Raw genomic sequence first — 25733 nt, 5'->3', positions numbered from 1 at the left:
GGCGCGTCCTGCTGTCGCAAACCGGAATACGGAACCCGCGCGCAAGACGTCAAGTTTAGGTCTTTGGCGTATCGCCATCAAGCTGTTCGTTGCAGACGATCTCGATACCGAAACCGGACAGGCCCATATATTCGTGGCTCGATGAGCTCAGGTTGCGGATCGAGGTGACGCCGAGATCGCGCAGGATCTGGGCGCCGACGCCGATCTCGCGCCACTGCTTGTTACGGTCGGCCTCCGCCGAGGACGGGGCATCGATCGGCGTCACCGGCACGCCGGCAGCGCCATCGCGCAGATAGACCAGCACGCCGCTGCCGGCCTTCTTGAAGTGCTCCAGCACACTCTGCAGATGCTTCGGGCCGAAGAATATGTCCTTGACGATGTTGGGCTTGTGAAACCGGGTCAGCACGTTCTTGCCTGCGCCGACATGGCCGTAGACGAAGGCGACGTGATGGATCGGGTCGAACGGCGAGCGGTAGGAATAGCCCTGCAGCGGTCCGATCGGGCTGTCGGTGATAAAGCTGGAGACGCGCTCGATGAGTTTCTCACGGGCCTGGCGATAGGCGATCATGTCGGCGATGGTGACGTGCTTGAGGCCATGCTTCGCCGCGAAATCGACGACCTGCTGACCCTTCATCACGGTGCCGTCATCGTTCATCAGCTCGCTGATGACGCCGACCGGCGCCAGATTGGCAAGCTTGCACAGATCGACCGCGGCCTCGGTATGGCCGGAGCGCATCAACACGCCACCTTCCCGCGCGATCAGCGGAAAGATGTGGCCGGGGCGCGAGAAATCATTGGCGCCGGCATTGGGATTGGCCAGCGCGCGGCAGCAGGAGGCGCGCTCGTCGGCGGAGATCCCGGTGCCGTTGTCGGGCTTGTAGTCGATCGAAACGGTAAAGGCGGTGGTGTGGTTCGAGTCGTTGTTCATCACCATCGGATCGAGCCGCAGGCGGCGGGCGTCCTCGGTGGTGATCGGCGCGCACACGATGCCGGAGGTATGGCGGATGATGAAGGCCATCTTCTCCGCGGTGCAGAATGCGGCTGCGACGATCAGGTCGCCTTCGCCCTCGCGGTCGTCATCGTCGGTGACCACGACCATTTCGCCCAGGGCAAAGGCTTGCAGGACTTCGGGAATCGGATGGGCCATGGCGCGCACTCTGTGACAGATAAGGACCATATGGCGCACAGCGGGGAACGGCGCAACCCGCAGCCGCGCGTAGGGCCATGCGGGTTCGCTGTGCGGAATGGCCGTGGGAAGCTCGGCGCGTCGTCGATCCTCTACCAGGGGACAGCGCTCAGTTCTTCTGAGCGAGCTCCTTGTTGATCCCGAGCGCGATCAGCGTGGCCAGCGCGCCCGACAGCAGATAGGCGCCGGCGGCCAGCAGCCCGAAATGGTTGGCCAGATACAGCGCGACGAACGGCGCGAAGCCGGCGCCGACCAGCCAGGCAAGATCCGACGTCAGGGCCGAGCCGGTGTAGCGGTACGTCGTGCCGAAATTCGACGACACCACGCCGGACGACTGGCCGAACGAGAAGCCGAGCAGGATGAAGCCGGTGACCATGAAGACCACTTCGCCGACGGTGCCGCCGTCGAGCAATTGCGGGGCAAAACCGCTGAACACGGCGATCGCCACCGCGCAGCTGCCAAGCAGCGAACGGCGGCCGATGCGGTCGGCAATATAGCCGGACGCAAACATCGCCAGGATGCCGAATACGGCGCCGACGATCTCGATCATCAGGAAGCGTACCGGGTCTTCCTTGGTATAGAGGAACACCCAGGACAGCGGGAACACCGTGACCATGTGGAACAGCGCAAAGCTCGCCAGCGGCGCAAAAGCGCCGATCAGCACATTGCGGCCCTGGTGGCGCACGGTCTCGATCACCGGCGAGGGCTGCAATTCGCGGCTCTCGAACAGGTTGGTGTATTCCGTGGTCGATACGATGCGCAGCCGGGCGAACAGCGCGACCACGTTGATCGCGAAGGCCACGAAAAACGGATAACGCCAGCCCCAGTCGAGGAAATCGGCCGCCGACAGGCTGGTGAGGAAGAAGGCGAACAGCGCGCTGGCGATCATCAGGCCGATCGGCGCGCCGAGCTGCGGGATCATCGCATACCAGCCGCGCTTGCCTTCCGGCGCGTTCAGCGCCAGCAGCGAGGCCAGGCCGTCCCAGGCGCCGCCCAACGCCACGCCCTGACCGATCCGGAACAGCGCCAGCATGATGCCCGACCAGGCGCCGATCTGGGCGTGTCCGGGCAGGAAGGCGACGGCGGCGGTGGAGCCGCCGAGCAGGAATATGGCGATCGTCAGCTTCATGCCGCGGCCGTACTCACGGTCGACCCAGATGAAGATCAGCGAACCGATCGGGCGGGCGATGAAGGCCAGCGCGAAGATGGCAAAGGAATACAGCGTCCCCATCAGGGGATCGGTATTCGGAAACACCAGTTTCGGAAACACCAGCACCGAGGCGATCGCATAGACGAAGAAGTCGAAGAACTCCGAGGTTCGGCCGATGATCACGCCAATGGCGATTTCGCCCGGCGCAACCACGCCGTGCGTCGCGTTGATGCCCCTGGCATCGCGTTCCATCGTCGTCACTTCGGTGGGCATAGTGCTCATGACGTCGGTCATTCCCTGCGTAAAATTCTCATGAAGCCGGCGAGCATTGGTGACTGCGAGCATTCTTGTGCAGGATCGCTACGCGATTTGAGCGCCCACAGTGATTGGACAAAATGTCCAATGTGCGCTCCGCGAAGCCGCGTGTAACGAAATTCCATGCGCATTTCACTATACAGCCGGCTCAGCCGCACCTCGATCCTTCGCGTCGCAGCGGCCCTGCCGCTGGTGGCATTGTTGTCCGGCTGCAACGCGGTCGTGCTTCGTCCGGCCGGCGACATCGCCGCGCAACAGCGCGACCTGCTGCTGATTTCCACCGGGCTGATGCTTCTTATCATCATTCCGGTGATCGCGCTCACTGTGCTGTTTGCCTGGCGGTATCGCGCGGCGAACACCGAGGCGCGCTACGAGCCGGACTGGGACCACTCGACCCAGCTCGAGCTGGTGATCTGGGCAGCACCCTTGCTGATCATCATCTGCCTCGGCGCCATCACCTGGACCGGCACCCATCTGCTCGATCCCTATCGCCAACTCGACCGGGTGTCGTCCGGCAACCCTGTGAAGCCCGGCACGGAGCCGCTGCAGGTGCAGGTCGTCGCGCTCGACTGGAAGTGGGTGTTCATCTACCCGCAGCTCGGCATCGCCACCGTCAACGAACTCGCCGCCCCGGTGAACCGGCCGATCAATTTCCAGATCACCTCGGGTACGGTGATGAACTCGTTCTACGTGCCGGCGCTGGCAGGCCAGATCTACGCGATGCCGGCGATGCAGACCAAGCTGCACGCCGTCATCAACAAGCCCGGCGACTATGACGGCTTCTCCGCCAATTACAGCGGCGCCGGCTTCTCGGGCATGAAGTTCCGCTTTTACGGCCAGAGCGTCGAAAACTTCGACAAGTGGGTCGCCAAGGTCAAGAAGGACGGCACCGCGCTCGATCGTGCCGGCTATCTGAAGCTGGAGGAGCCCTCCGAGAACGAGCCGCCGCGCTATTTCAGCTCGGTGCCCCCCGACCTTTACCATGCCGCGCTCAACATGTGCGTCCAGCCCGGCAAGATGTGCCAGGACGAAATGATGCGGATCGACGTCCGGGGCGGCGGCGGCATGGCCAGCATCAACAACACGCTGCCGCTGGCCAAGGACAAATATGCCCGCCGCGATGCGCCGCTGGCCGCCGCACCGTCCTTCGTGACTACGCTGTGCACCGTCGAAGAGCCGATGGGCACCACCCATGCCCAGGCGTCACCGGTGATCAACCCGCGCGATCCTGCGGCCATGGTCGGCGTCGGTCTGCCAAAACCCGGCCTGCCGCGTCTGCGTCCCTTCAGCATCGCCCGTCTCGGCGAGCCCAGTTAACACCTCCTGCGAAACGGTTTTCATGATGTCTACCCCCGCTCTCGCGATCAGCCCGATCTTCGGCCGCCTCACGCTGGAATCCTTCCCGCTGCATGATCCGATCCTGCTCGTCACTTTCATCGGTGTCATGGTGGGCGGCATCGTTCTGCTCGGCGCGCTGACCTACTTCAAGCTATGGGGTTACCTCTGGAGGGAGTGGTTCACGTCCGTCGATCACAAGAAGATCGGCATCATGTACTGCATTCTCGCGCTGGTCATGCTGGTGCGCGGTTTTTCCGATGCTCTCTTGATGCGCGCCCAGCAGGCGATGGCCTTCGGCGCCAATGACGGCTTCCTGCCCGCGCACCATTACGACCAGGTGTTCACCGCTCATGGCGTGATCATGATCTTCTTCGTGGCGATGCCGTTCGTCACCGGCCTGATGAACTTCGCCGTGCCGCTGCAGATCGGCGCCCGCGACGTGTCGTTCCCGTTCCTGAACAACTTCTCGTTCTGGATGACGGTCGCCGGCGCGCTGATCGTGATGATGTCACTGTTCGTCGGCGAATTTGCCCGCACCGGCTGGCTGGCCTATCCGCCGTTGTCGGGGGTCGGCTACAGCCCGGACGTCGGCGTCGACTATTACATATGGGCGCTGCAGGTCGCGGGCGTGGGCACGACATTGTCCGGCGTCAACCTGATCGCCACCATCGTCAAGATGCGCGCACCCAGCATGAGCATGATGAAGATGCCGATCTTCGTCTGGACCTCGCTGTGCACCAACATCCTGATCGTGGCGTCCTTCCCGGTGCTGACCGCGGTGCTCGCGCTGCTGTCGCTGGATCGCTACGTCGGCACCAACTTCTTCACCAACGATCTCGGCGGCAACCCGATGATGTATGTGAACCTGATCTGGATCTGGGGCCATCCGGAGGTTTACATCCTGATTTTGCCGGCGTTCGGCATCTTCTCGGAAGTGGTTTCGACCTTCTCCGGCAAGCGCCTGTTCGGCTATACCTCGATGGTCTACGCCACCGCCGTCATCACCATCCTGTCGTATCTGGTCTGGCTGCACCACTTCTTCACCATGGGCTCGGGGGCGAGCGTCAACTCGTTCTTCGGCATCACGACGATGGTGATCTCGATCCCGACCGGCGCGAAGATCTTCAACTGGCTGTTCACGATGTATCGCGGCCGGATCCGCTTCGAACTGCCGATGATGTGGACAATCGCGTTCATGATCACCTTCGTGATCGGCGGCATGACCGGCGTTCTGCTCGCGGTGCCGCCGGCCGACTTCGTGCTGCACAACTCGCTGTTCCTGATCGCGCATTTCCACAACGTGATCATCGGCGGCGTGCTGTTCGGCCTGTTCGCCGGCGTCAACTACTGGTTCCCGAAGGCGTTCGGCTTCAAGCTCGATCCGTTCTGGGGCAAGATCTCGTTCTGGTTCTGGGTGCCGGGCTTCTACGTCGCCTTCATGCCGCTCTACGTGCTCGGCCTGATGGGCGTGACGCGCCGCCTGCGCCACTTCGACGATCCGTCGTACCAGATCTTCTTCATCGTCGCCGCCATCGGCGCCGTGATGATCGCGATCGGTATCGGCGCCATGCTGATGCAGTTCGCCGTCTCGATCTGGAATCGCGAAAAGCTGCGCGACACCACGGGCGATCCCTGGAACGGCCGCACGCTGGAATGGGCAACCTCGTCACCGCCGCCGGACTATAACTTCGCGTTCACCCCGGTGATCTACGACGGCGACAGCTACGCCGACATGAAGAAGCGCGGCTACGTTCGTCCGACCAGCGGGTTCAAGCCGATACACATGCCGAAGAGAACCGCCACCGGGGTCTATCTGGCGGGGCTGAGCATGGTGATGGCGGTCGGCCTGATCTGGTACATCTGGTGGCTGGCAGCCTTAAGCTTCGTCGCTCTGCTGGCGGTCGCCATCCACCACACCTTCAACTATCATCGCGATTACCACATCCCCGTCGAGGAAGTGATCGCGACCGAAGATGCGCGCACGCGTCTGCTGACGGCCGGAGTCTGATCGATGTCGACAGCCAACATTCTTCCCGAGGCCGAAACCACGGTGCCGTCGTTCTACCTGAGCGACGACGCGGACCACTCCGAGGGCGGCAGCACGATGCTGGGGTTCTGGCTCTATCTGATGAGCGATTGCCTGCTGTTCGCGATGCTGTTTGCGATCTACGGCGTGGTCGGCGCCAACTATGCCGCAGGTCCTTCGCCGAAGGACCTGTTCGAACTGCCACTGGTGGCGCTCAATACCGCGATGCTGCTGTTCTCGTCGATCACCTACGGCTTTGCGATGCTGTCGGTGCAGGAGAACGACAAGCGGTCGTCGCTGATCTGGCTGGGATTGACCGGCCTGTTCGGCCTCGCCTTCCTCGGCATCGAACTGCATGAGTTCCACAGCCTGATCCACGAGGGCGCCACGCCGCAGCGCAGCGCTTTCCTGTCGGCGTTCTTCACGCTGGTCGGTACCCACGGCCTGCACGTCACCTTCGGCCTGATCTGGCTGGGCACGCTGATGGCGCAGGTCGGCAAGCATGGCCTGATCCCGGCCAACAAGCGTCGCCTGATGTGCCTCAGCCTGTTCTGGCATTTCCTCGACGTGATCTGGATCGGCGTCTTCACCTTCGTCTATTTGCTGGGAATGCTGCGATGACCGCTCACGACACGCCTAACGCGGCAGCCCACGGCGATACGCATCACGACGACGGCGCCGCGCATGGCTCGCGCCGCGACTATATCGTCGGCTTCGTGCTGTCGGTGATCCTGACGGCGATTCCGTTCTGGCTGGTGATGTCCGGCACGATCGAGAACAAGCAGGTCACGGCTTTCATCGTAATGGCCTTCGCGCTGGTGCAGATTGTCGTGCACATGGTGTACTTCCTGCACATGAACTCGAAGTCCGAGGGCGGCTGGACCGTGATGGCGATGATCTTCACGGTGATCGTGATCGTCATCGCGCTGTCCGGTTCGTTGTGGGTCATGTACCACCTCAACACCAACATGATGCCGACGATGTCGCCGGAAGCCATGAAGAACATGCCGTGAGCCGCGCGGGCGACGGCGTCTCTCCTTCGCCACGCCCGCTGCGATTCCATCTGCTGTTCGGCACCGTGGTGCTGGCCGCCGCCTTGCTGCTGGGGCTCGGCATCTGGCAGGTCGAGCGCCGCGCCTGGAAGCTCGATCTGATCGCGCAGATCGACGCGCGCGTCGATGCGCCCCTGGTCGATGCGCCCGCTCCCGCCGCCTGGCCCTCGATCTCCGCCGCCACCGACGCCTACCGCCATGTCCGCGCTTCGGGCGAGTGGCTGCGCGACAGGGATACGCGGGTGCAGGCCGTCACCGCGCAGGGGGCTGGAAACTGGCTGCTGACGCCGCTGCGCACCGACGCCGGCTTCATTGTCCTGATCAACCGCGGTTTCGTGCCCACCGACAACAAGGCGGCGCTGCCGGCGCTGCCGCCGCGCGCCGAAATCACCGGCCTGCTGCGCATCACCGAGCCGAAAGGCGGCTTCCTGCGCGCCAACGACCCCGCAGCCGACCGCTGGTTCTCGCGCGACACAGCCGCGATCGCGCAAGCGCGGGGGCTCGGTGAGGTTGCGCCGTATTTCATCGATGCCGCGGAGGATCCGTCGCAGCCGGTGCCGGTCGGCGGGCTGACCGTGATCCGCCTGCCCAACAACCATCTGGTCTATGCCGCGACGTGGTTCGTGCTGGCCGGCATGGTCGGCGCGTTTGCCGTCAGGCTGTGGCGGCGGGATTGAATTACGGTACCCGCCGCCGTCATTGCGAGCTCAGGGAATGCCTCTGGCTTTCCCCTTAGCAAAGCGACGCGGCAATCCAGAAAGCCGCACGCGCGGAAAAAACTGGATTGCTTCGTCGCAAGGGCTCCTCGCAATGACGGGGAGAGGCCTGCGGTTCCTTCTTGCCTCGGCCCCGCGTGAGCGAAGCTTCGCTAGGGGGCGGAGGTGGAACGACCAGCCTCTCCGCGCTTGATCGCAGGCCGCAATCGTATATCTATCGATCATACTAATCACTGCAAGGCCTGCCCCATGACCGACATGTCCGTCGATGCCCCGCTGTTGTCCGGCCGGCCCGTTGGCCTCGGCATCAACGGAAAGGTCACCGCCATCGCGCTGGCGCTGCTGGCCGGCGGCGCGGTGGCGCTGGCTTATGTGTTCGCGTGGCGGCAGGGCGCGCTGTACCTGCTCGGCGGCGCGCTCGGTCTGACGTTGTATCACGCGCTGTTCGGCTTCACCTCGGCCTGGCGCGTCTTCATCTCCGACCGCCGCGGCACCGGGCTGCGCGCGCAGATGATCATGCTGGCGATCGCCGTGCTGCTGTTCTTCCCCGCGCTCGACCACGGCACGCTGTTCGGCCAGCCGGTGCGCGGCGAATATGGCGCGGTCGGCGTCGGCATGCTGACCGGCGCGTTCCTGTTTGGCCTCGGCATGCAGCTCGGCGGCGGCTGCGCCTCCGGCACGCTGTATACCGCCGGCGGCGGCAACACCCGGATGTTCGTCACGCTGGCGATGTTCATCGCCGGCTCGACGATCGGCGCCAGGCACCTGCCATGGTGGACCGCGCAGCCGAACATCGGGCCGCAGCCGCTGATCGAGAAGCTCGGCATGGTGCCGGCGCTGGCGCTCAGCCTGCTCGCGATGGCCGGCATCTACGCGCTCACCGTATTCCTGGAAAAGCGCCGCCACGGCGAATTGCGCGGCGGCGCGCCGTCGAAGGTGCATGGCTGGCGCCGCTTCCTGCAGGGGCCGTGGCCGCTGGTGGCCGGCGCTATAGCACTTGCGATCGGCAATTTCGCCACGCTGTACCTCGCCGGCCGGCCGTGGGGCATAACTTCGGCTTTCGCGCTGTGGGGCTCCAAGATCGCCGCGTTCTCCGGCGTCGATGTCGCGTCGTGGCCGTACTGGCAGGGCGCGCGTGCCGCGTCGCTGAAGGACAGCGTGTTCGCCGACATCACCTCGGTGATGGATTTCGGCATCGTGGTCGGCGCGTTGCTCGCCGCTGCCCTGGCCGGCAAGTTCAGTCCGCAATGGAAGATTGCACCGCGTTCGCTGCTGGCTGCGATCCTCGGCGGGCTGCTGCTCGGCTACGGCGCGCGGCTCGCCTATGGCTGCAACATCGGCGCGTATTTCTCCGGTATTGCCTCCGGCAGCCTGCACGGCTGGTTCTGGCTGGTCGCAGCGTTCCTCGGGAATATCCTGGGCACGCAATTGCGACCGCTGTTCGGCCTCAGCGTCGAGCGGAGCTGAGCTATCTTCCTTCCCTCTCCCCTTGTGGGAGAGGGTGGATCGACCGCGAAGCGGTCGAGACGGGTGAGGGGACGCCACAAATGCCGTCGCCCAGTAACCCCTCATCCGTCACGGCCTTCGGCCGTGCCACCTTCTCCCACAAGCGGAGAAGGAAGAGGCAGAGTATGCAGCGCCTTCAACGTCGAACAGAGCGTCCTAGTTGAAATAATCCGGCAGCACGAAGCCGGCGTAGAACTTGTCGCTGCGGATCGCGTTCTTGAACGTGTCGGACTTGTAGGCCTCGACGATACCCTTCGCCCACGGCGCGTCGACATTGCCGCGTTTCACGGCGACGACGTTGCTGTACGGCATCGTCATCTTCTCCAGCGCAAAAGCCTCCGTCAGCTTCAGCCCGGAGTAGATCGCGAAATTGCCCTGCACGGCGGCGAAGTCGGCGTCGTCCAGCGCGCGCGGCGCCTGGGCGTTTTCCAGCGGCACGATCTTGATGCCGGCAGGGTTCTTGATGACGTCGAGCTCGGTGACGTCGACCGGGTTGTTGTCCTTGATCTCGATCCAGCCGAGATCGCGCAGGATCCACAGCGCGCGTTGCAAATTGACCGGATCGTTCGGCACCACCACGGTCATGCCCTTCTTCACCGCATCGGCCTTGGCGTACTTCTTCGAATACAACCCCATCGGCGGGGTCGGCACCGTGATGATGCCGGCGAGGTCGGTCTTCTGGCGCTGGTTGTAGGCGTTCAGAAACACGGTGTGCTGCATCACATTCGCGTCGATGTCGTTGCCGAACACCGCGGTGTTGGCCTCGAGCCCGGTCGAGAACTCGAAGTATTTGATCGAGTAACCCTTTTTCTTCAGCTCCGGCTCGACGCCCTTCTTGAAGCCGTCGATATAGGGGCCAGGCACGAAGCCGATCTTGATTTCGGTCTTGGGCGCGGTCTGCGCAGTAGCAAGGCCGGCCGCGAACATGGCGAGGAGCGCCGCGGCGATGACGGAGGCGATCTTCATGATGGGTCTTTCAGGGAGAGGTTGTTCGTTGAATTACTTTGGCGACCAGAGTTTCGCGGCGGCGGCGTCGACCTTCACCGGGATCAAGCCTTCGGCGAAGAAGGCGTCAGCGATCTTCTGCTGCTCGGAAAGGCCCGGCAGCGTGACCGCGCCGACCTGGTAGGAGCGGTGACTGTTGGCCTCCTCGACGGTCGCGGCATCGATGCCCCACAGGCTGGCGAGCAGGGATGCGGCGTCCTTCGGCTGCGCCTTGACCCATGTGCCGGTCTCATCGAGCTTTTTATAGATCACACCCAGCACGTCGCTGCGCCGCTCGGCATAGGCGGCCGACGACAGGTAGTAGCGCTTGTAGCTCGCGAGCCCGTTGCCGCCATCGGCCAGCACGCGGGCGCCGGACTGCTTCAGCGCGCTGGTGAGGAACGGATCCCACGCCACCCAGGCCTGCACGTTGCCGCCGACAAAGGCGATGCGGCCGTCGGCCGGCGGCAGATAGGCCGGCGAGATGTCCTTGAAATTCAGCCCGGCCTTGCCGAGCGCGGCGAGCAGCAGATAGTGGCTGCCGGCGCCCTTGGTCACCGCAATCTTGCGCCCCTTGAGGTCGGCCAGCGACTTGATCGGCGATTCCGCCGGCACCAGGATCGCCTGCGCGGCCGGCGAGGCCGCTTCCTCGGCGATGTAGGCGAGTTTCGCGCCAGCCGCTTGAGCGAACAGCGGCACGGTGTCGGCGACGTCGGCGCCGAAATCAACATTGCCGGTATTGATCGCCTCGAGCAGCGGCAGGCCGCTGGAGAATTCGTGCCAGCTGATCTTCACGCCGAGCGGCGCCAGCGCCTTCTCCAGCTCGCCATTGGTCTTCAGGATCGCCGTCAGTGTCGATGACTTCTGATAGCCGATCCGGACCGTATCGCTTGCTGGCGTCTGCGCGCAGGCGAACGAGACCGACAGGATCGAGGCCATCGCGGCGAGCGGCAGGGCTTTCAGGCGCGTGAAAACATGCGGCAGGGAAAGCATGGGAAAATCCGGATCTGACGAACTACAGTTCAGTGGAAAATCCCGCCCGGCCCCGCAAGATGCAGCGCCCTCGCTAGGCTATCTGGCGGCCTCTGGCAGTCAATGGAACGGCTGACCGTAGTTGCCGGGCGCGCGATGCAGGCGTTCTGCGCGAGGCAAGCTACGCAGCGGAAACATTCTCCAACCCGTTTCGATACTACGTAAGGCTCGTCCAATGCAGCACGTCGCCGTAAGCACAAAGCTGCTGTCGCGTCGCGCCGGTCAAACAAAACCTTGCCGGCCGGGCGCTACCTTTGAAAGCACAATCCCGAGCGTCCGGCGTAGCGTTGACGTCCCGCAGCGAACGGCTGCAACGATCATCACGGAGTCTATGATGTCCCCGAGCAGACGAACGATCCTTTCCGGTCTGTCAGCCATGTTGCTGTCGGCCGCGCTGGCCGCACCCGCAACCGCCGAACCGCTGAAGGAAGTCCGCATCGGCTTCCAGAAGGCCGGCATCTTTCCGGTCGTGAAGCAGCGCGGCACGCTGGATGCCGCACTGAAGCAGCGCGGCATCACGGTCAAGTGGGTAGAGTTCCAGTTCGGCCCGCCGATCCTGGAGGCGATCAACACCGGCAATGTCGATTTCGGCTATACCGGCGACGCGCCGCCGATCTTCGCGCAGGCCGCGCGCGCCAATTTGCTCTACGTCGCGGCGACCCCGTCGGAAGGCAACAATCAGGGCATCGTCGTGCCCGCGGATTCGCCGATCAGGACGCTGGCCGATCTCAAGGGCAGGAAGGTCGGCTTCGCCAAGGGATCGAGCGCGCACAACACCCTCGTCGCGGCGCTGGAGAAAGCGGGCCTCGCTTACACCGATATCACGCCGGTGACGCTCGGGCCGGCCGATGCGGTCGCCGCCTTCGCCGGCGGCAACATCGATGCCTGGTCGATCTGGGATCCCTATCTGGCGCTGGCGGAGAACGGCAAGGTGCGCGTGCTTGCGTTCTCGAGTGACGTGCAGGAGAGCAACTCGTTCTTCCTCGCCAACAAGGATTTCACCACCAATCATGCCGACATCGTGGCGCTGCTGAACCAGACCTTTGCGGAAGAAGGCAAATGGGCCGCCGACCATCGCGCGGAAGTGGCCACCTCCCTGCGCGAGGCCACCGGCGTCGACAAGGATGCCACCATCCGCGCCGTCAATCGCTCGCAATACGGCGTGACCCCGATCACCGACAAGGTCATCGCCACCCAGCAGGAGACGGCCGACCGCTTCTTCAAGCTCGGCCTGATCCCCAAGGCGGTGAACGTGAAGGAGATCGTCTGGAAGTGGACGCCGGGGTCGTAGCTCTTTCTGTCCCTCCCCCTTGCGGGGTCTGGCGGACGAATTCGTCCGCCATGGGTGGCGCGTTTGAGAGCGAAGCGAACAAACCTGACGGGTGGGGGTAGCCACAGACGCCGTCGCCCGTGGCACCCCCACCCCGACCTCCACTCCCGACGATGCTCTCGCATCGTCGGGAGTTCGGTCGACCCTCCCCGCAAGGGGGAGGGATACCACTGGCGCATGCGCCAAACAGCCAAACACCAAACAGCCGATTAACCCTGCAAATGCTGCGCTTGCGGTATCTCTGTCCCCTCCATCACCCCCACGGCATATAAATCTCGTCTTTTGTGCGCTGCGGTTGAAATCTGCGGCGAAAACAGTAGGTTACCCCCGCGGACAGGCGCCGGCGCAGACCGGCCCTTTCGTTTTCCAGATCAGCAGAAACAGCATCCATGAACGCGCCAGTGCCGCAGCCCGTCGGGGCACCCGTCCCCCTCATCGAACCGCCGGCGCGCGCGATCATCTCGTTCGCGGGCGTCAGCAAGCATTTTCCGGCGCGATCGGGATCCGCGGAAGTGCGCGCGGTCGATAATATCGACCTCAATGTCCCCGAAGGCGCCATCGTCGGCGTCATCGGGCGCAGCGGCGCCGGCAAATCGACGCTGATCCGGCTGATCAACGGCCTCGAACTGCCGAGCTCGGGCCACGTCACCGTCGACGGCCTCGACATCGGTTCGCTCGACGAGCGCGCCTTGCGACAGGCGCGGCGCTCGATCGGGATGATCTTCCAGCACTTCAACCTTTTGTCGTCGCGCACCGCCTTCGACAACATCGCGCTGCCGCTAGAGATCGCCGGCACGCCGCGGCGCGATATTCCGGGCATCGTCAACCCGCTGCTCGACATGGTCGGCCTTGCCGACAAGCGCGACCGCTATCCGGCCGAACTGTCCGGCGGCCAGAAGCAGCGCGTCGGCATTGCGCGGGCACTGGCGACCAGGCCGAAGGTGCTGCTGTCGGACGAGGCGACCTCCGCGCTCGATCCCGAGACCACCGGCCAGATCCTGGCGCTGCTGAAAAAGATCAACGCCGAGCTCAACCTCACCATTCTTTTCATCACCCACGAAATGGCGGTGGTGAAGAAACTCGCCGACCATGTCGCGGTGATGGAAAGCGGTCGCATCGTCGAGCAGGGCTCGACCTACGAGATCTTCGCCAACCCGCATCACGAGACCACCCAGCGCTTCGTCGGCGAAGTCACCGGCGGCAATGTGCCGGAGTGGCTGCAGCAGCAATTGCTGCCGGATTACGCAGCGGGCCGCCAGGCTGTGATCCGCATCTCCTTCACCGGCGCCGATGCCGACGAGCCGGTGCTGTCGCGCCTGACACGGGCCTACAATGTCGATTTCAACATCATGCACGGCCAGATCGAATATATCGCCGGCCAGCCGTTCGGCACGCTGATCACGTCGGTGCCCGCCGAACCGGCGTTGCTGACCCGGCTGATTACCGAGCTGACCAGCACCCGCAACCATGTGGAGCACCTTGGCTATGTCGCCTGAACTGTTGTCGCTGATCGCCTGGTCGACGCTGGACACGCTGACGATGGTGGCGCTGGCCGGCTCGTTCGGCACGCTGCTCGGCCTGCCGCTCGGCGTGTTCCTCGCCACCTCGCGCGCCGGTGAGTTGTTTCCCGCGCCAAACGTCAACCGCATCGTCGGCCTCGTCGTCAACGCCACGCGCTCGACGCCGTTCATCATTCTCGTGGTCGCCATCGTGCCGCTGACCCGCGCCATCGCCGGCACCTCGATCGGCACCCGCGCCGCGGTGGTGCCCCTGACCATCGCCGCGATCCCGTTCATCGCGCGCGTCATCGAAGGCGCGATCCGCGAAGTCGATCAGGGCCTGGTGGAAGCCGCGCGCGCCTTTGGCGCGAGCCCCTTGCAGATCGTGCAGAAGGTGCTGCTGCCGGAAGCGCTGCCCGCGGTGACGCTGGCCTTGACGCTCGCGATCGTCAGCCTGATCGGCTATTCCGCGATGGTCGGCGCGGTCGGCGGCGGCGGGCTCGGCGATCTCGGCATCCGCTACGGCTACCAGCGCTTCATGCCGGAAGTGATGCTCACCGTGGTGCTGGTGCTGATCTGCCTCGTGCAGGGCGTCCAGACCATCGGCGACCGGCTGTCGCGCCGCCTCGACAAGCGCAACCGCAATTCGTGAGCGCCCGCTCGCGCTGTTAGACGTCACCCACCGCAGGAAAAGAATATGTCGCTACGCTCGCTCGCCCTCTCCGCCGTCGCCGCTTTGGCGCTGACCGGTCTCGCTCACGCCGAAACCATCAAGGTCGGGGTCACCGCCGGGCCGCACGCGCAGGTGCTGGAAGCCGCCAAGGCAGTCGCCGCCAAGAAGGGTCTCGACATCCAGATCGTCGAATTTTCCGACTACGTCGTGCCCAACACGGCGCTCGACACCGGCGACCTGCAGGCCAATTCGTTCCAGCACCAGCCCTATCTCGACAACCAGATCGCCGACCGCAAGTTCAAGCTGGAGTCAGTCGCCACCACCATCAACTTCCCGATGGGCGTCTATTCGGCGAAGTACAAGACCTGGGACTCGGTGCCATCCGGCGCGTCGATCGCGATTCCGAACGATCCCACCAATGGCGGTCGCGTGCTGCTGCTGCTGCGCGACAAGGGCATCATCAAGCTGAAGGATGGCACAGGCTTCAAGCCGACCCTGCTCGACATCACCGAAAATCCGAAGAAGCTGAAGGTGATCGAGGTCGATGCCGCGCAGCTGCCGCGCACGCTGCCCGACGTCGACGTCGCCGGCATCAACACCAATTACGCCACCCAGGCCGGCCTCGATCCGGTGAAGGATGCCATTTTGCGTGAAGACCCCAAGGGCCCCTACGCCAACGTCATCGCGGTGCGCGTCGTCGACAAGGACAAGCCCTGGGTGAAGATTCTGGTCGAGAGCTACCAGTCGCCGGAAGTGAAGGAATTCATCGCCACGAAGTTCAAGGGCGCGGTGCTGGCGACCTGGTAGGCCGCGTACTTCATGAGTAGCTGCGAGCGCTCAGAATGATGGGCGCTCGCATTCTCCGCATGTCGTCCCCGCGAAAGCGGGGACCCATAGCCTCCGACTTCAAAGTGAAAACGCCACGACCCCCTGCGCGCCACGGCGCAGACAGCGTGTATGGGTCCCCGCTTTCGCGGGGACGACACAAGAGGCCGGAGCGCCATCTATATGCTTGAGAAAAAGTGGGACCGCCGACGCGGGTAATAACGGCGGTCCCGTGCCGTGCACTCGAAATCCCGGGCAGGAAAGCGACTTCGATGCCCGTTTTGCATCAGCGTAATCGACGCTATCTCAGTGGCGCTGCGCTGCAACGCTAACCCTTTGTTAACCTAACCGATCAACCTTACCCGGGCCGCTTTTCCGGCAATCGGCGGGCGGGCGGAGAATAATCTACTGCGCGGCGGCCTTCATCGCTTTGATGGCTTCGGCGTTGGCGCAATAATGTTGATAGTTCTGCGCGGCGGTTTCGGCCGAGATGTCGTTGCGGCAGGTATGCTTGTGTTCGCATTCGCCGCAGCAGGTCTGCATGTCTTGGAACTCGCGCGGATTGATGGCGTCGATGGTCTGCTGGCTGAAGCCGAGCGCCTTCATCATCAGCGGCAGTTCGGCGGCGTCCGGCGGCCCCTGCTGCACCAGCATGTCGAGGTATCCCGGTGCCAGGCCGAGCTCATGCGCCATGCGCTGAAACTCACCGGCGTCGAGGTCGCGCAATTCGGCGATCTCGCGGCGGTGCTGCACCCAGGCATGGATGCGATCGATGACGGCGCCGGCGATCGAGGTTTGGGTCGGGGTTGTCACGGCGTCCTCCGTTGCTGGTTGGCTGCAGCAATGTTCGGCCCATGACGTCCCCCTCGCATTGCGGTGGATCAATCGGCGTCAATTTTGGGCCGCGGGGAGCGATTGTTGCCCGGATATCTGGATCCCAGATCGCTCGCCAAAACGCCGCCTCGTGGTTTCAGCCGCTACGCGTCCAGCTTCTCCACGCCGCACCACTCCGCGATGAACAGCGCCAGCGCCGTGGTGGTCTTCTTCAGCGACGGCAGATTGACGCCTTCGTCGAAGCCGTGGACGCCGCGCGAGATACAGCCGTAATTCAGCGTCGGCACGCGATCGAACAGCGCATAGACGCGGCTGTCGAGATAGGCCAGCGACGTGACGGTTTCCGGCTTCTGGCCGAACACCGCCTGATGCGCCGCGGCCAGCGTGGCTTCGGCATCGGAGCCGGGGTTAAGCTCATAGCCTTCGGCCTGGAAGCCGTTGAAGGTGATGGTCGGCGGGATGTTCGACAGGAACGCGTCGCCCCGCGTGAAGACGGCGACGCAATCGACGATTTCCTTCTTCGCGGCTTCGGCTGTCTTGCCAGGCAGCAGCGAGATCCGCATGTCGACCTTGCACCACGCCGGCACCGAGGACGCCCAGTCGCCGCCGGCGATCTTGCCTATATTGAGATTGACCGGCTTCTCGATGTGGCGAAAATGCGCGTGCTCGTCCTTGGTCGCGTTCCATTTGGCTTCCAGCTTGCGCAGCTCGCCGATCACGCGGTAGGCGGCGTCGATCGCGTTGGCGCCGGTGCCCATCCGCTGCACATGCACCGGGACGCCGCGGACCTCGAGCTGGAACCAGACCACGCCGACATTGGCGCGCGTGATGGTCTCGTGCGACGGCTCGGAGATCACCACGGCATCGGCCTTGTAGCCGCGCAGATGCGTCATCAGCGCGCCGTCGCCGGTGGATTCCTCCTCCACCACGGACTGCAGATACACCGTCGCCGCCGGCTGCAGGCCCAGGCTCTTCAGCGCATCGAGCGCAAAGATATTGGCGGCGCAGCCGGCCTTCATGTCGCCGGCGCCGCGGCCCTGCATCCAGTCGCCCTGGATCACCGGATCGAAAGGCGCGGTGGCCCACATGTCGTGCGGGCCTTCCGGCACAACGTCGACATGGCCCTGCATGATCAGCGAGCGGCCGGTCTCCTCGCGCGGGTGATGCGTGCCGACCACGATCGGCGCGGTCGAGTGCAGATCATCCCAGGCGCCGGCGCCGGGATGCGCGGCCAGCGCTGCGCGGTCCATCGCAAAGCGCTCCATCTTGTAGCCGCGCTCCCGGATGGCGCGGAACATGAAGTCCTGCATGGTGTGTTCATTGCCGCGCGTCGAGACGTGGCGCACCATGGCCTGCGTGAACTTGACCTGGGCATCGAAGCCCTTGTCGACCGCAGCGATGATGTCGTCGCGAAGTTTCGGATCGAGAGTCATGAGGGATACCTTTGATCTTGGATGGCGGGTCGATCGTTTGGTCGTTTCAACAAGGAAGATGCAGCGGCGGCACTCAACACCTCTCCCCGGCGGGGAGAGGTAAAGGAACAGCTTACGCCGACAATGCGAGTTCGAGCTTGTCGAGGCCTTCGTTGATGATCTCGTCCTGCGCGGTGAGCGGGACAAGGATGCGAATGGTATTGAAGCTGGTGCCGCAGGACAGCAGGATCAGGCCGTGCTCGGCGGCGCGCTGCGTCACGCGCTTCGTCATCTCGGCATCCGGCGCCTCGCCGCCGCGCTCTTTCACGATGTCGAATGCGATCATCGCGCCGACCGCGCGCACGCCGGCCATCGGCAACAGGTCGTTGCGCTGCTGCATCTTCTTCAGGCGCGAGACGATGTGCTCGCCGATCACATTGGCGCGGTCGACGAGTCTGTCCTTCTCGAACACGTCGAGCACCGCGTTGGCCGCAGCGACCGCGAGCGGGTTGCCGGCATAGGTGCCGCCGAGGCCGCCGGGATCGGCGGCGTCCATGATCTCCTGCTTGCCGATCACGCCCGACAACGGGAAGCCGCCAGCGAGGCTCTTGGCCACGGTGATGAGATCGGGCCTGACGTCATAGTGCTCCATCGCGAACATCTTGCCGGTGCGGCCATAGCCGGTCTGTACTTCGTCGGCGATCAGCACGATGCCGTTCTCGTCGCAGATTTTCCGCAACGCGCGCATCAGTTCCGGCGGCGCCTGGTGGAAGCCACCCTCGCCCTGCACCGGCTCGATGATGATCGCAGCCACGCGCGCCGGATCGATGTCGGCCTTGAACATGAAGCCGAGATATTTCAGCGATTCTTCCACGGTGACATCGAGCTGCGGCGCGGGGAACGGCACGTGCCAGACTTCCGGCAGAGCGGCGCCAAAGCCCTTCTTGTAGGGAAATACCTTGCCGGTCATCGTCATGGTCAGCGCGGTGCGGCCATGGAAGCTGCCGGTGAAGGCGATCACGCCGGCACGGCCGGTGGCGGCGCGCGCTATCTTGATGGCGTTCTCGGTGGCTTCGGCGCCGGTCGTGAAGAACGCGGTCTTCAGCGGGCCGTCGATCGGGGCCAGCTTGTTGAGGCGTTCGGCCAGCGTGACGTAGGGTTCGTACAACAGCACCTGGAAGCAGGTGTGGGTGAAGCGCTCCATCTGCTCGCGCACCGCGGCCATCACATGCGGGTTGCAGTGGCCGGTATTGAGCACGGCGATGCCGCCGGCGAAATCGATATAGCGCTTGCCCTCGACGTCCCAGACTTCCGAATTCAGCGCGCGCTGCGCCGAGATCGGCGTGGAGTGGCCAATGCCGCGCGGCACGGCGGCTTCACGGCGGGCGAAGATTTCAGCATTGGTGGGCATGGGATTTCCTGGTGCTTCTAGGTGGTTTAAAAGAACGATCAGTGTGTAGCCCGGATGGAGCTTCAGCGTTCGCGCGTAGCGCGAAGGCGGAAGCGCAATCCGGGGCCGGCCTATCGGTGGAGCGGCAGGCCCCGGATTGCGGCATCGCGGCGCTGCGCGCCGCGATGCCGCAATCCGGGCTACGCATGGAGTTATCGCGCGGCTTCAAATCCCTTCAGCGTCGAGGTGAGGTTGGCGCCTAGGATGTCGGAGAGGTAGCCGCCCTCCTGGACGAGAACGGTGGGCAGGCCCAGCCGCGCCAGCTCGGCGCCGATGCGGGCGAAGCCCGGGGTGGTGATTTTAAGCGCCGCGAGCGGATCCTGTTCGGAGGCGTCCAGCCCGAGCGCCACGACCAGCGCGGTAGGCGCGAACGCCTGGATGGTTTTGGCGGCGATCTGCATCGCCGCGATGTAGCCATCGTCGCCGGTGCCGATCGGCAAGGGGATGTTGAGGTTGGTGCCGAGGCCGTTGCCCTCGCCGCGTTCATGGGCGTAGCCCCAGACGAATGGATAGTAGCTGGTCGGATCGGCATGGATCGACACCGTCAGCACGTCGGGCCGCGAATAAAAGATACCCTGGGTGCCGTTGCCGTGATGCACATCGACGTCGAGGATCGCGACGCGCTCGTGCTTCTGCCGCAGATGCTCGGCGGCGATCGCCGAATTGTTCATGAAGCAGAAGCCGCCGGCGAGATCGCGATAGGCATGGTGGCCGGGCGGCCGGCACAGCGCGTAGACGGCGTCCTCGCCGTCCAGCACCATCTGCGCGGCGGTGGTCGCCGTATCGGTGGCGGCGCAGGCGCCGGCCCAGGTGCCCGGCCCCATCGGCGCCGACGTATCCACCGTGTGCCAGCCGAGCTTGCCGACGATGTGCGACGGATAGCTGCCCGGCACCCGCACCGGATGCATGTTGGGGATCATCTCGGCGCCGGCGTCCGGCAGCCTCTGCCATTCGTCCCAGGCGTCTTCGAGGAAGCGCAGATATTCCGGCGAATGCACGCGCGCGCGCGGCCCCTGGCCGAATTCGGTGGGGGCTACGATCGTATGCTGGCCGTCGTGAAGGCCCTTGAGCAGGCGCACCGCGCGCTCCGGCTGTTCGGTGGTCCGCTTGATGACGCCGCGCACCAGATAGAATTGCGGGTCATGGCTCGAGTGCTTGTCGCTGTAGACGGCTTTCACGAAGAGGCTCCGTTGCTGGATTGGGGAATGTCGCGGACCAGCCGGGCGACTTCATGCCAGGCAGCCCCGATGTGGTAATCGATCCGTGCGTTGATGATGTCGGGATGGCCCTGCACCAGAGCATCGAGCACCGCTTCATGCGTCTGGGCGATGCGGCGCGGATCGTCATAGAGCCGGCCGATCAGGCCGATCACCATGCGCAGTTCGGACGCCAGATCGTCGAACAGCCGCAGCAACCGCGCGGAGTCGGCGATCTCGCAGATCATGCGGTGAAATTTGTAGTCTTCCTCGACCTGTCGCGCGGGCTCGTCGAGATCGGCGCTCTCATACATCACGTCGATCTGCCGCCGCAGCGCATCGCGCGCCGCGGGAGTCATGTTTCTGGCGGCTAATACCGCGGCGTGGGATTCGACGCAGATGCGCAGGTCGTAGATCTCGTCGATGTCGCGCGCCTTGAGCTTGCGCACGAAAAAGCCGCGGCGCGGATGCGATACCAGCAGGCCCTGCTGCTCGAGCAATCTAGCTGCCTCGCGCACCGGCGCGCGGCTGATGCCGAGTTCGCGCGCCACGCCGGCCTCGACCACCTTGGTGCCCGGCTGCAACTGCCCCTGAATGATCGCCTGCGTCAAAATCCGCGCGACCTGGCCGACCAGATCGGTATCCGCGAGGGCCGTCAGCCCGACTGGTGGCGTAATCAGACGCATGGAGTGAGAAGACCCTTTCAGCGGCTGTACAAGATTTAAGCGCCGATTGTCGACAGTTTAATCTTGCGACCTGCCATGCGTTTGTGTCTTCTGCAGACACCTTAGAAACCGGGATTGCGCTCGTGAATATCCATGCAAGCATTACGCCGACCGTCTCCGATCTTCAGCAGACCCGCATCGATCTGGCAGCCGCCTATCGCCTGATTCACCGGCTCGGCCTCGACGACAGCATCTACACGCACATCTCGGTGCGCGTGCCCGGCACGCAGAATCGCTTCCTGATCAATCCCTACGGCATGCGCTTCGAGGAAGTCACCGCGTCGAACCTCGTGACCGTCGATGTCGATGGCAAGGTCGTCGATGATCCGCTCGGCCTCGGCATCAATCCGGCCGGCTTCACCATTCACAGTGCAGTGCACGCGGCGCGTCACGATGCGCACTGCGTGCTGCATACGCACACGGTCGCGGGCGTCGCCGTATCGTGCCAGAAGGACGGGCTGCTGCCGCTCAACCAGTGGTCGATGCAGTTCACCGAGCGGCTCGCTTATCACGATTATGAAGGCATTGCGCTCGACCTGTCCGAGCGCGAGCGCCTGGTGCGCGACCTCGGCGACAAGATGGTGCTGGTCCTGCGCAACCACGGCATGCTGACCTGCGGCCGCTCGGTTGGCGAAGCCTTCAAGCTGATGCACAATATGGAGCGGTCCTGCCGCGCGCAGTTGGCGCTGCAGGCCGCGGGCGCCGAGATCGTGATGCCGTCGCATGCAGTGGCTCTGCATACCGCGAGCCAGTACGATCGCGGCTACCAGAAGATCGAGGTCGAAGGACAGCCGGACAGCGAGTGGGCGGCATTCAAGCGCATGCTGGATCGCACCGATCCCGGCTACAAGAACTGAGCGACTTCACAACACGTTGTAAAAACGCGCCATTAGGGCTGGGGGAATACCATGCTGAAGCACTTCTTGTTGGGGCTGGCTTTGACGAGCAGCCTGTGTACGGCGGCGATCGCGCAGCAGCCGAAAATGGGCGGCGTCATCAACGCGGTGATTCAGCCGGAGCCCCCCGGCCTGATGCTGGCGCAGGTGCAGAACGGCCCGACGCAGATGGTGTCGGGCAACATCTATGAGGGCCTGCTGCGCTACGACCAGAAACTGGTGCCGCAGCCCGGCCTCGCCGATAGCTGGACCATTTCTGACGACCGCAAGACCTACACTTTCAAGCTGCATCCCGGCGTCACCTGGCACGACGGCAAGCCGTTCAGCTCGGCCGACGTGCTGTTTTCGATCGAGATGCTGAAGCAGACCCACGCGCGCGCCCGCAACAATCTGGTGCAGCTCGACAAGGTCGAGGCGCCCGACGATCTCACCGTGGTGTTCACGCTGAAGCAGCCGTTCGGCCCGTTCCTCGGGATTTTCGAGGTCGGCTCGATGCCGATGGTGCCGAAACATCTCTATGAAGGCACCGACTTCAAGACCAATCCGAACAACAATACGCCGATCGGCACCGGCCCCTTCATGTTCAAGGAATGGAAGAAGGGCTCGTTCATCCGTCTGGTGAAAAACCCGAACTACCACGTCAAGGGCAAGCCCTATCTCGACGAGATCTACTGGCAGATTATCCCGGACGCCGCCGCGCGGTCGGTGGCCTATGAGACCGGCAAGGTCGATGTGCTGCCGGGCGGCTCGATCGAGAATTTCGACGTGCCGCGCGTCTCCAAGCTGAAGAACACCTGCATCACCGGCGAGGGCTGGGAGTTCTTCTCGCCGATGGCCTGGATGTGGCTCAACAACCGCCAGGGCCCGACCGCCAACAAGCTGGTTCGCCAGGCCATCATGTACGCGGTGGACCGCGAATTCGCCCGCGACGTGATCTGGAACGGTCTCGGCAAGGTCGCCACCGGCCCGTCGGCCTCGACCATCAAGTTCTACACCGACGACGTCAGGAAATATCCGTTCGATCCCGCCAAGGCCAAGGCGCTGCTCAAGGAAGCCGGCTACAAGGGCGAGAAGCTGCGCATGATGCCGCTGCCTTACGGCGAGACCTGGCAGCGCTGGGCCGAAGCCATCAAGCAGAACCTGCAGGATGTCGGCATCAACATCGAAACCATCGCTACCGACGTGCCGGGCTATAACCAGAAGATCGGCGAATGGGATTTCGACATCTCGTTCAGCTATCTCTACCAGTACGGCGACCCCGCGCTTGGCGTCGGCCGCAACTACGTCTCCAGCCAGATCCAGAAGGGCCAGCAGTTCAACAACGTCGAGGGCTATTCCAACCCCGAGATCGACCAGTTGTTCGCCGATGGCGCAATCGCAACCCCGGATTCCAAGCGCAAGGAGCTCTACGACAAGGCGCAGAAGATCCTGGTCGAGGACGTGCCGATCGCCTGGATGCTCGAATTGCAGTTCCCGACCATCACCAACTGCAAGGTGAAGAACCTGATCACCACCGGCATCGGCGTCAATGACGGCTTCCGCGACGCCTGGATGGACAAGTAAGACGCGCCTGCGTGGCTTCCTGCGATGACGGGCGGAGACCTCTCCCCGTCATTGCGAGGAGCCACTTGGCGACGCGGCAATCCAGAGGCCGCAAGCTCGGCAAGTGCTGGATTGCTTCGTCGCTCCGCTAAGAGGAAAGTTGGCAAGCCAACTTTCCTTGGCCTCGCCATGACGGGGAGAGGCCTATTCAAAACATGACCTTTAAATTGGACCTCTGATGCTGTCATTTGTTGCCCAGAGGATCGTGAAGGGCGTCGTCGTCCTGTTGGCGATCGTCGTGATGAACTTCTTCCTGATCCGCCTTGCGCCCGGCGATCCCGCCGTGGTGATGGCCGGCGAGGCCGGCGCTTCCGATCCGCAATTCGTCCAGCAATTGCGCGAGAAATTTTCGCTCGACAAGCCGCTGCCCGAGCAATTGGCGTCCTACGTCAAGGGCATCGTCACACTCGATCTCGGCTTCTCGTTCCGCCAGCAGATGCCGGTGTCGAAGCTGATCTCGGAGCGGATCGGCGCGACCCTGCTGCTGACGCTGTCGGCATTCGGCATCTCGCTGGCGCTCGGCATCTTCTTCGGCACGCTGGCGGCGCGTTTTGCGGGGAGTTGGGGCGACAGTGCGATCACCGCCGCAGCATTGATCTTCTATGCCACGCCGATCTTCTGGCTGGCCCTGATGGCGATCCTGTTGTTCTCGGTCTATCTCGGCTGGCTGCCGAGCTTCGGCTACGACACCGTCGGCGCCAATTACACCGGGCTGGCCTATGTCGGCGACGTCGCTTTGCATCTCATCATGCCGGCGATGACCATCGGCCTGTTCTTCATGGCGACCTATACCCGCATGACCCGCGCCTCGATGCTCGAGGTGAAGCGGCTCGATTTCGTCAAGACCGCGCGCGCCAAGGGGCTGCGCGACAACGTCATCCAGCGAAGACACGTGCTGCGCAATGCGCTGTTGCCGGTGGTGACGCTGGCTGGCGTGCATTCCGGCACGCTGATCGGCGGCGCGGTGATTACCGAGACGGTCTATGCCTGGCCCGGCATCGGCCGGCTGATGTACGAGGCGCTGCTGCAGCGCGACTACAATCTCTTGCTCGGCGTCTTCGTGGTCTGCTCCGCCATGGTGCTGATCTTCAACCTCATCACCGACCTGGTCTATCGGCTGGTCGATCCGCGCATCGAATTTGCCTCATGAAACAGTTCTGGAAATCGATGCTGCGGCATCCCGGCGGCGTCATCGGGATGGTGATCCTGTTCATCGCCATCTTCATCGCCATTCTCGGCCCGACCATCTTCCCGAATTCGCCGTGGCGGATGGTGCAGCGGCCGTTCCTGCCGCCCTTCACCAATCCCGCGGTGTGGCTCGGCACCGACGCGCTCGGCCGCGACGTGTTCGCCGGCATCATCTATGGCGCGCGCGTGTCGTTGCTGGTCGGCCTCGTCTCCACGCTGGTGGCCTTGACCGTCGGCGTGCCGCTCGGCGCGCTCGCCGGCTATTTCGGCGGCCGGGTCGATGACGCCCTGATGCGCTTCACCGAATTCTTCCAGACCATCCCGAGCTTCGCGCTGGCGATCGTGCTGGTAGCGATCCTGCAGCCGTCGATCTATTCGATCGTCGCCTCGATCGGCATCGTGTCGTGGCCGCCGGTGGCGCGGCTGGTGCGCGCCGAGGTCTTGAGCCTGCGCACCCGCGAATACGTCCAGGCCGCGATCGTCACCGGGCAAAGCAATAGCTGGATCATCTGGCGCGAGATCCTGCCGAACGCGCTGTCGCCGGTGATCGTGCTGGCATCGCTGATGGTCGCCACCGCGATCCTGCTGGAATCATCATTGTCGTTCCTCGGCCTCGGCGATCCCAACATGATTTCCTGGGGCTACATGGTCGGCGCCGGCCGCACCGTGATCCGCCAGGCGTGGTGGATCACCGTATTCCCCGGCGTCGCCATCCTGCTCGCGGTGCTGGCGATGAACCTGGTCGGCGAAGGCCTCAACGACGCGCTCAACCCGCGGCTTGCCAAGGACGGACGCTGA

At 64.0% G+C, this 25733-nt stretch carries 23 protein-coding genes; 14 read left to right on the top strand and 9 right to left on the bottom strand.

Annotated features, from left to right (window positions below):
- Positions 1-55 precede the first annotated feature (55 nt).
- Together ribB and FIU28_RS05500 are read right to left on the bottom strand one after the other, a co-directional pair.
- Entirely contained in the window at positions 56-1147 is a 1092-nt protein-coding gene (ribB, locus tag FIU28_RS05505; protein WP_143572011.1) for a 3,4-dihydroxy-2-butanone-4-phosphate synthase, read from the bottom strand.
- A 148-nt stretch (positions 1148-1295) separates the two neighbouring features.
- Positions 1296-2609: an MFS transporter gene (locus FIU28_RS05500; protein ID WP_210245515.1), complete on the bottom strand. Its 1314-nt coding sequence runs from the start codon at positions 2607-2609 to the stop codon at positions 1296-1298.
- Positions 2610-2774: 165 nt separating this feature from the next.
- On the opposite strand from FIU28_RS05500, the gene cyoA reads away from it, so the two are divergent.
- The 6 genes from cyoA to FIU28_RS05470 all read left to right on the top strand — a co-directional run bounded on the left by cyoA (position 2775) and on the right by FIU28_RS05470 (position 9250).
- Positions 2775-3968: a ubiquinol oxidase subunit II gene (gene cyoA / locus FIU28_RS05495; protein ID WP_143572009.1), complete on the top strand. Its 1194-nt coding sequence runs from the start codon at positions 2775-2777 to the stop codon at positions 3966-3968.
- 22 nt (positions 3969-3990) lie between these two features.
- On the top strand, positions 3991-5997 hold the full coding sequence (gene cyoB, locus FIU28_RS05490) for a cytochrome o ubiquinol oxidase subunit I (RefSeq protein WP_143572008.1): 2007 nt from the start codon (positions 3991-3993) through the stop codon (positions 5995-5997).
- A 3-nt stretch (positions 5998-6000) separates the two neighbouring features.
- Positions 6001-6636 carry a cytochrome o ubiquinol oxidase subunit III gene (cyoC, locus tag FIU28_RS05485; protein ID WP_143572007.1) on the top strand — a complete coding sequence of 212 codons (636 nt, stop codon included), beginning with the start codon at positions 6001-6003 and terminating at the stop codon, positions 6634-6636.
- Positions 6633-7028: a cytochrome o ubiquinol oxidase subunit IV gene (gene cyoD / locus FIU28_RS05480; RefSeq protein ID WP_143572006.1), complete on the top strand. Its 396-nt coding sequence runs from the start codon at positions 6633-6635 to the stop codon at positions 7026-7028. The genes cyoC and cyoD overlap by 4 nt, the downstream gene beginning before the upstream one ends.
- Positions 7025-7744, top strand: coding sequence for an SURF1 family protein (locus FIU28_RS05475; RefSeq protein ID WP_143572005.1), 720 nt, complete (start codon positions 7025-7027; stop codon positions 7742-7744). Before cyoD ends, FIU28_RS05475 begins: the two co-directional genes overlap by 4 nt.
- A gap of 288 nt (positions 7745-8032) precedes the next feature.
- Complete coding sequence (locus tag FIU28_RS05470; RefSeq protein ID WP_143572004.1) at positions 8033-9250, top strand: YeeE/YedE family protein; 1218 nt, start codon at positions 8033-8035, stop codon at positions 9248-9250.
- A gap of 195 nt (positions 9251-9445) precedes the next feature.
- Here the strand turns inward: FIU28_RS05470 and FIU28_RS05465 are convergent, their stop codons facing one another.
- Positions 9446-10255 carry a MetQ/NlpA family ABC transporter substrate-binding protein gene (locus FIU28_RS05465; protein ID WP_143572003.1) on the bottom strand — a complete coding sequence of 270 codons (810 nt, stop codon included), beginning with the start codon at positions 10253-10255 and terminating at the stop codon, positions 9446-9448.
- A 33-nt stretch (positions 10256-10288) separates the two neighbouring features.
- Positions 10289-11212, bottom strand: a complete 924-nt coding sequence (locus FIU28_RS05460; protein ID WP_210245514.1) for an aliphatic sulfonate ABC transporter substrate-binding protein — start codon at positions 11210-11212, stop codon at positions 10289-10291.
- Between the two features lie 469 nt (positions 11213-11681).
- Here FIU28_RS05460 and FIU28_RS05455 point away from each other — a divergent pair, with 469 nt between their 5' ends.
- From FIU28_RS05455 to FIU28_RS05440, 4 genes are all read left to right on the top strand, one after another.
- Positions 11682-12596, top strand: coding sequence for a sulfonate ABC transporter substrate-binding protein (locus tag FIU28_RS05455; protein ID WP_246660881.1), 915 nt, complete (start codon positions 11682-11684; stop codon positions 12594-12596).
- 428 nt (positions 12597-13024) lie between these two features.
- The gene (locus FIU28_RS05450; protein WP_143572000.1) at positions 13025-14131 is read left to right on the top strand and encodes a methionine ABC transporter ATP-binding protein; all 1107 of its coding nucleotides are present in this window, start codon (positions 13025-13027) and stop codon (positions 14129-14131) included.
- Entirely contained in the window at positions 14121-14786 is a 666-nt protein-coding gene (locus tag FIU28_RS05445; RefSeq protein ID WP_143571999.1) for a methionine ABC transporter permease, read from the top strand. Before FIU28_RS05450 ends, FIU28_RS05445 begins: the two co-directional genes overlap by 11 nt.
- A gap of 45 nt (positions 14787-14831) precedes the next feature.
- A complete protein-coding gene (locus FIU28_RS05440) occupies positions 14832-15614 on the top strand; it encodes a MetQ/NlpA family ABC transporter substrate-binding protein (RefSeq protein ID WP_143571998.1) in 783 nt (260 codons plus the stop codon).
- Between the two features lie 423 nt (positions 15615-16037).
- Here the strand turns inward: FIU28_RS05440 and FIU28_RS05435 are convergent, their stop codons facing one another.
- The 5 genes from FIU28_RS05435 to FIU28_RS05415 form a co-directional block, all read right to left on the bottom strand.
- Positions 16038-16445 (bottom strand): hypothetical protein, encoded by a 408-nt coding sequence (locus FIU28_RS05435; RefSeq protein WP_143571997.1) that lies wholly within the window; start codon positions 16443-16445, stop codon positions 16038-16040.
- Between the two features lie 164 nt (positions 16446-16609).
- Positions 16610-17899 (bottom strand): ArgE/DapE family deacylase, encoded by a 1290-nt coding sequence (locus tag FIU28_RS05430; protein ID WP_143571996.1) that lies wholly within the window; start codon positions 17897-17899, stop codon positions 16610-16612.
- A gap of 112 nt (positions 17900-18011) precedes the next feature.
- Complete coding sequence (gene gabT, locus FIU28_RS05425; RefSeq protein ID WP_143571995.1) at positions 18012-19289, bottom strand: 4-aminobutyrate--2-oxoglutarate transaminase; 1278 nt, start codon at positions 19287-19289, stop codon at positions 18012-18014.
- 191 nt (positions 19290-19480) lie between these two features.
- A complete protein-coding gene (locus tag FIU28_RS05420; RefSeq protein ID WP_143571994.1) occupies positions 19481-20506 on the bottom strand; it encodes a histone deacetylase family protein in 1026 nt (341 codons plus the stop codon).
- Entirely contained in the window at positions 20503-21210 is a 708-nt protein-coding gene (locus FIU28_RS05415; RefSeq protein ID WP_143571993.1) for a GntR family transcriptional regulator, read from the bottom strand. Before FIU28_RS05415 ends, FIU28_RS05420 begins: the two co-directional genes overlap by 4 nt.
- Positions 21211-21332: 122 nt before the next feature.
- Here FIU28_RS05415 and FIU28_RS05410 point away from each other — a divergent pair, with 122 nt between their 5' ends.
- From FIU28_RS05410 to FIU28_RS05395, 4 genes are all read left to right on the top strand, one after another.
- The gene (locus FIU28_RS05410; RefSeq protein WP_210245480.1) at positions 21333-22106 is read left to right on the top strand and encodes a class II aldolase/adducin family protein; all 774 of its coding nucleotides are present in this window, start codon (positions 21333-21335) and stop codon (positions 22104-22106) included.
- A 51-nt stretch (positions 22107-22157) separates the two neighbouring features.
- Positions 22158-23708, top strand: coding sequence for an ABC transporter substrate-binding protein (locus FIU28_RS05405; RefSeq protein ID WP_143571992.1), 1551 nt, complete (start codon positions 22158-22160; stop codon positions 23706-23708).
- Positions 23709-23925: 217 nt separating this feature from the next.
- Complete coding sequence (locus FIU28_RS05400) at positions 23926-24897, top strand: ABC transporter permease (RefSeq protein WP_143571991.1); 972 nt, start codon at positions 23926-23928, stop codon at positions 24895-24897.
- Positions 24894-25733 carry an ABC transporter permease gene (locus FIU28_RS05395; RefSeq protein ID WP_143571990.1) on the top strand — a complete coding sequence of 280 codons (840 nt, stop codon included), beginning with the start codon at positions 24894-24896 and terminating at the stop codon, positions 25731-25733. Before FIU28_RS05400 ends, FIU28_RS05395 begins: the two co-directional genes overlap by 4 nt.

The sequence above is a fragment of the Tardiphaga sp. vice154 genome (assembly GCF_007018645.1).
In the GTDB taxonomy this organism is placed as follows: domain Bacteria; phylum Pseudomonadota; class Alphaproteobacteria; order Rhizobiales; family Xanthobacteraceae; genus Tardiphaga.
The sequence above is the reverse complement of the archived record's forward strand: the minus strand, read 5'-3'. Positions and strand labels throughout refer to the sequence as shown.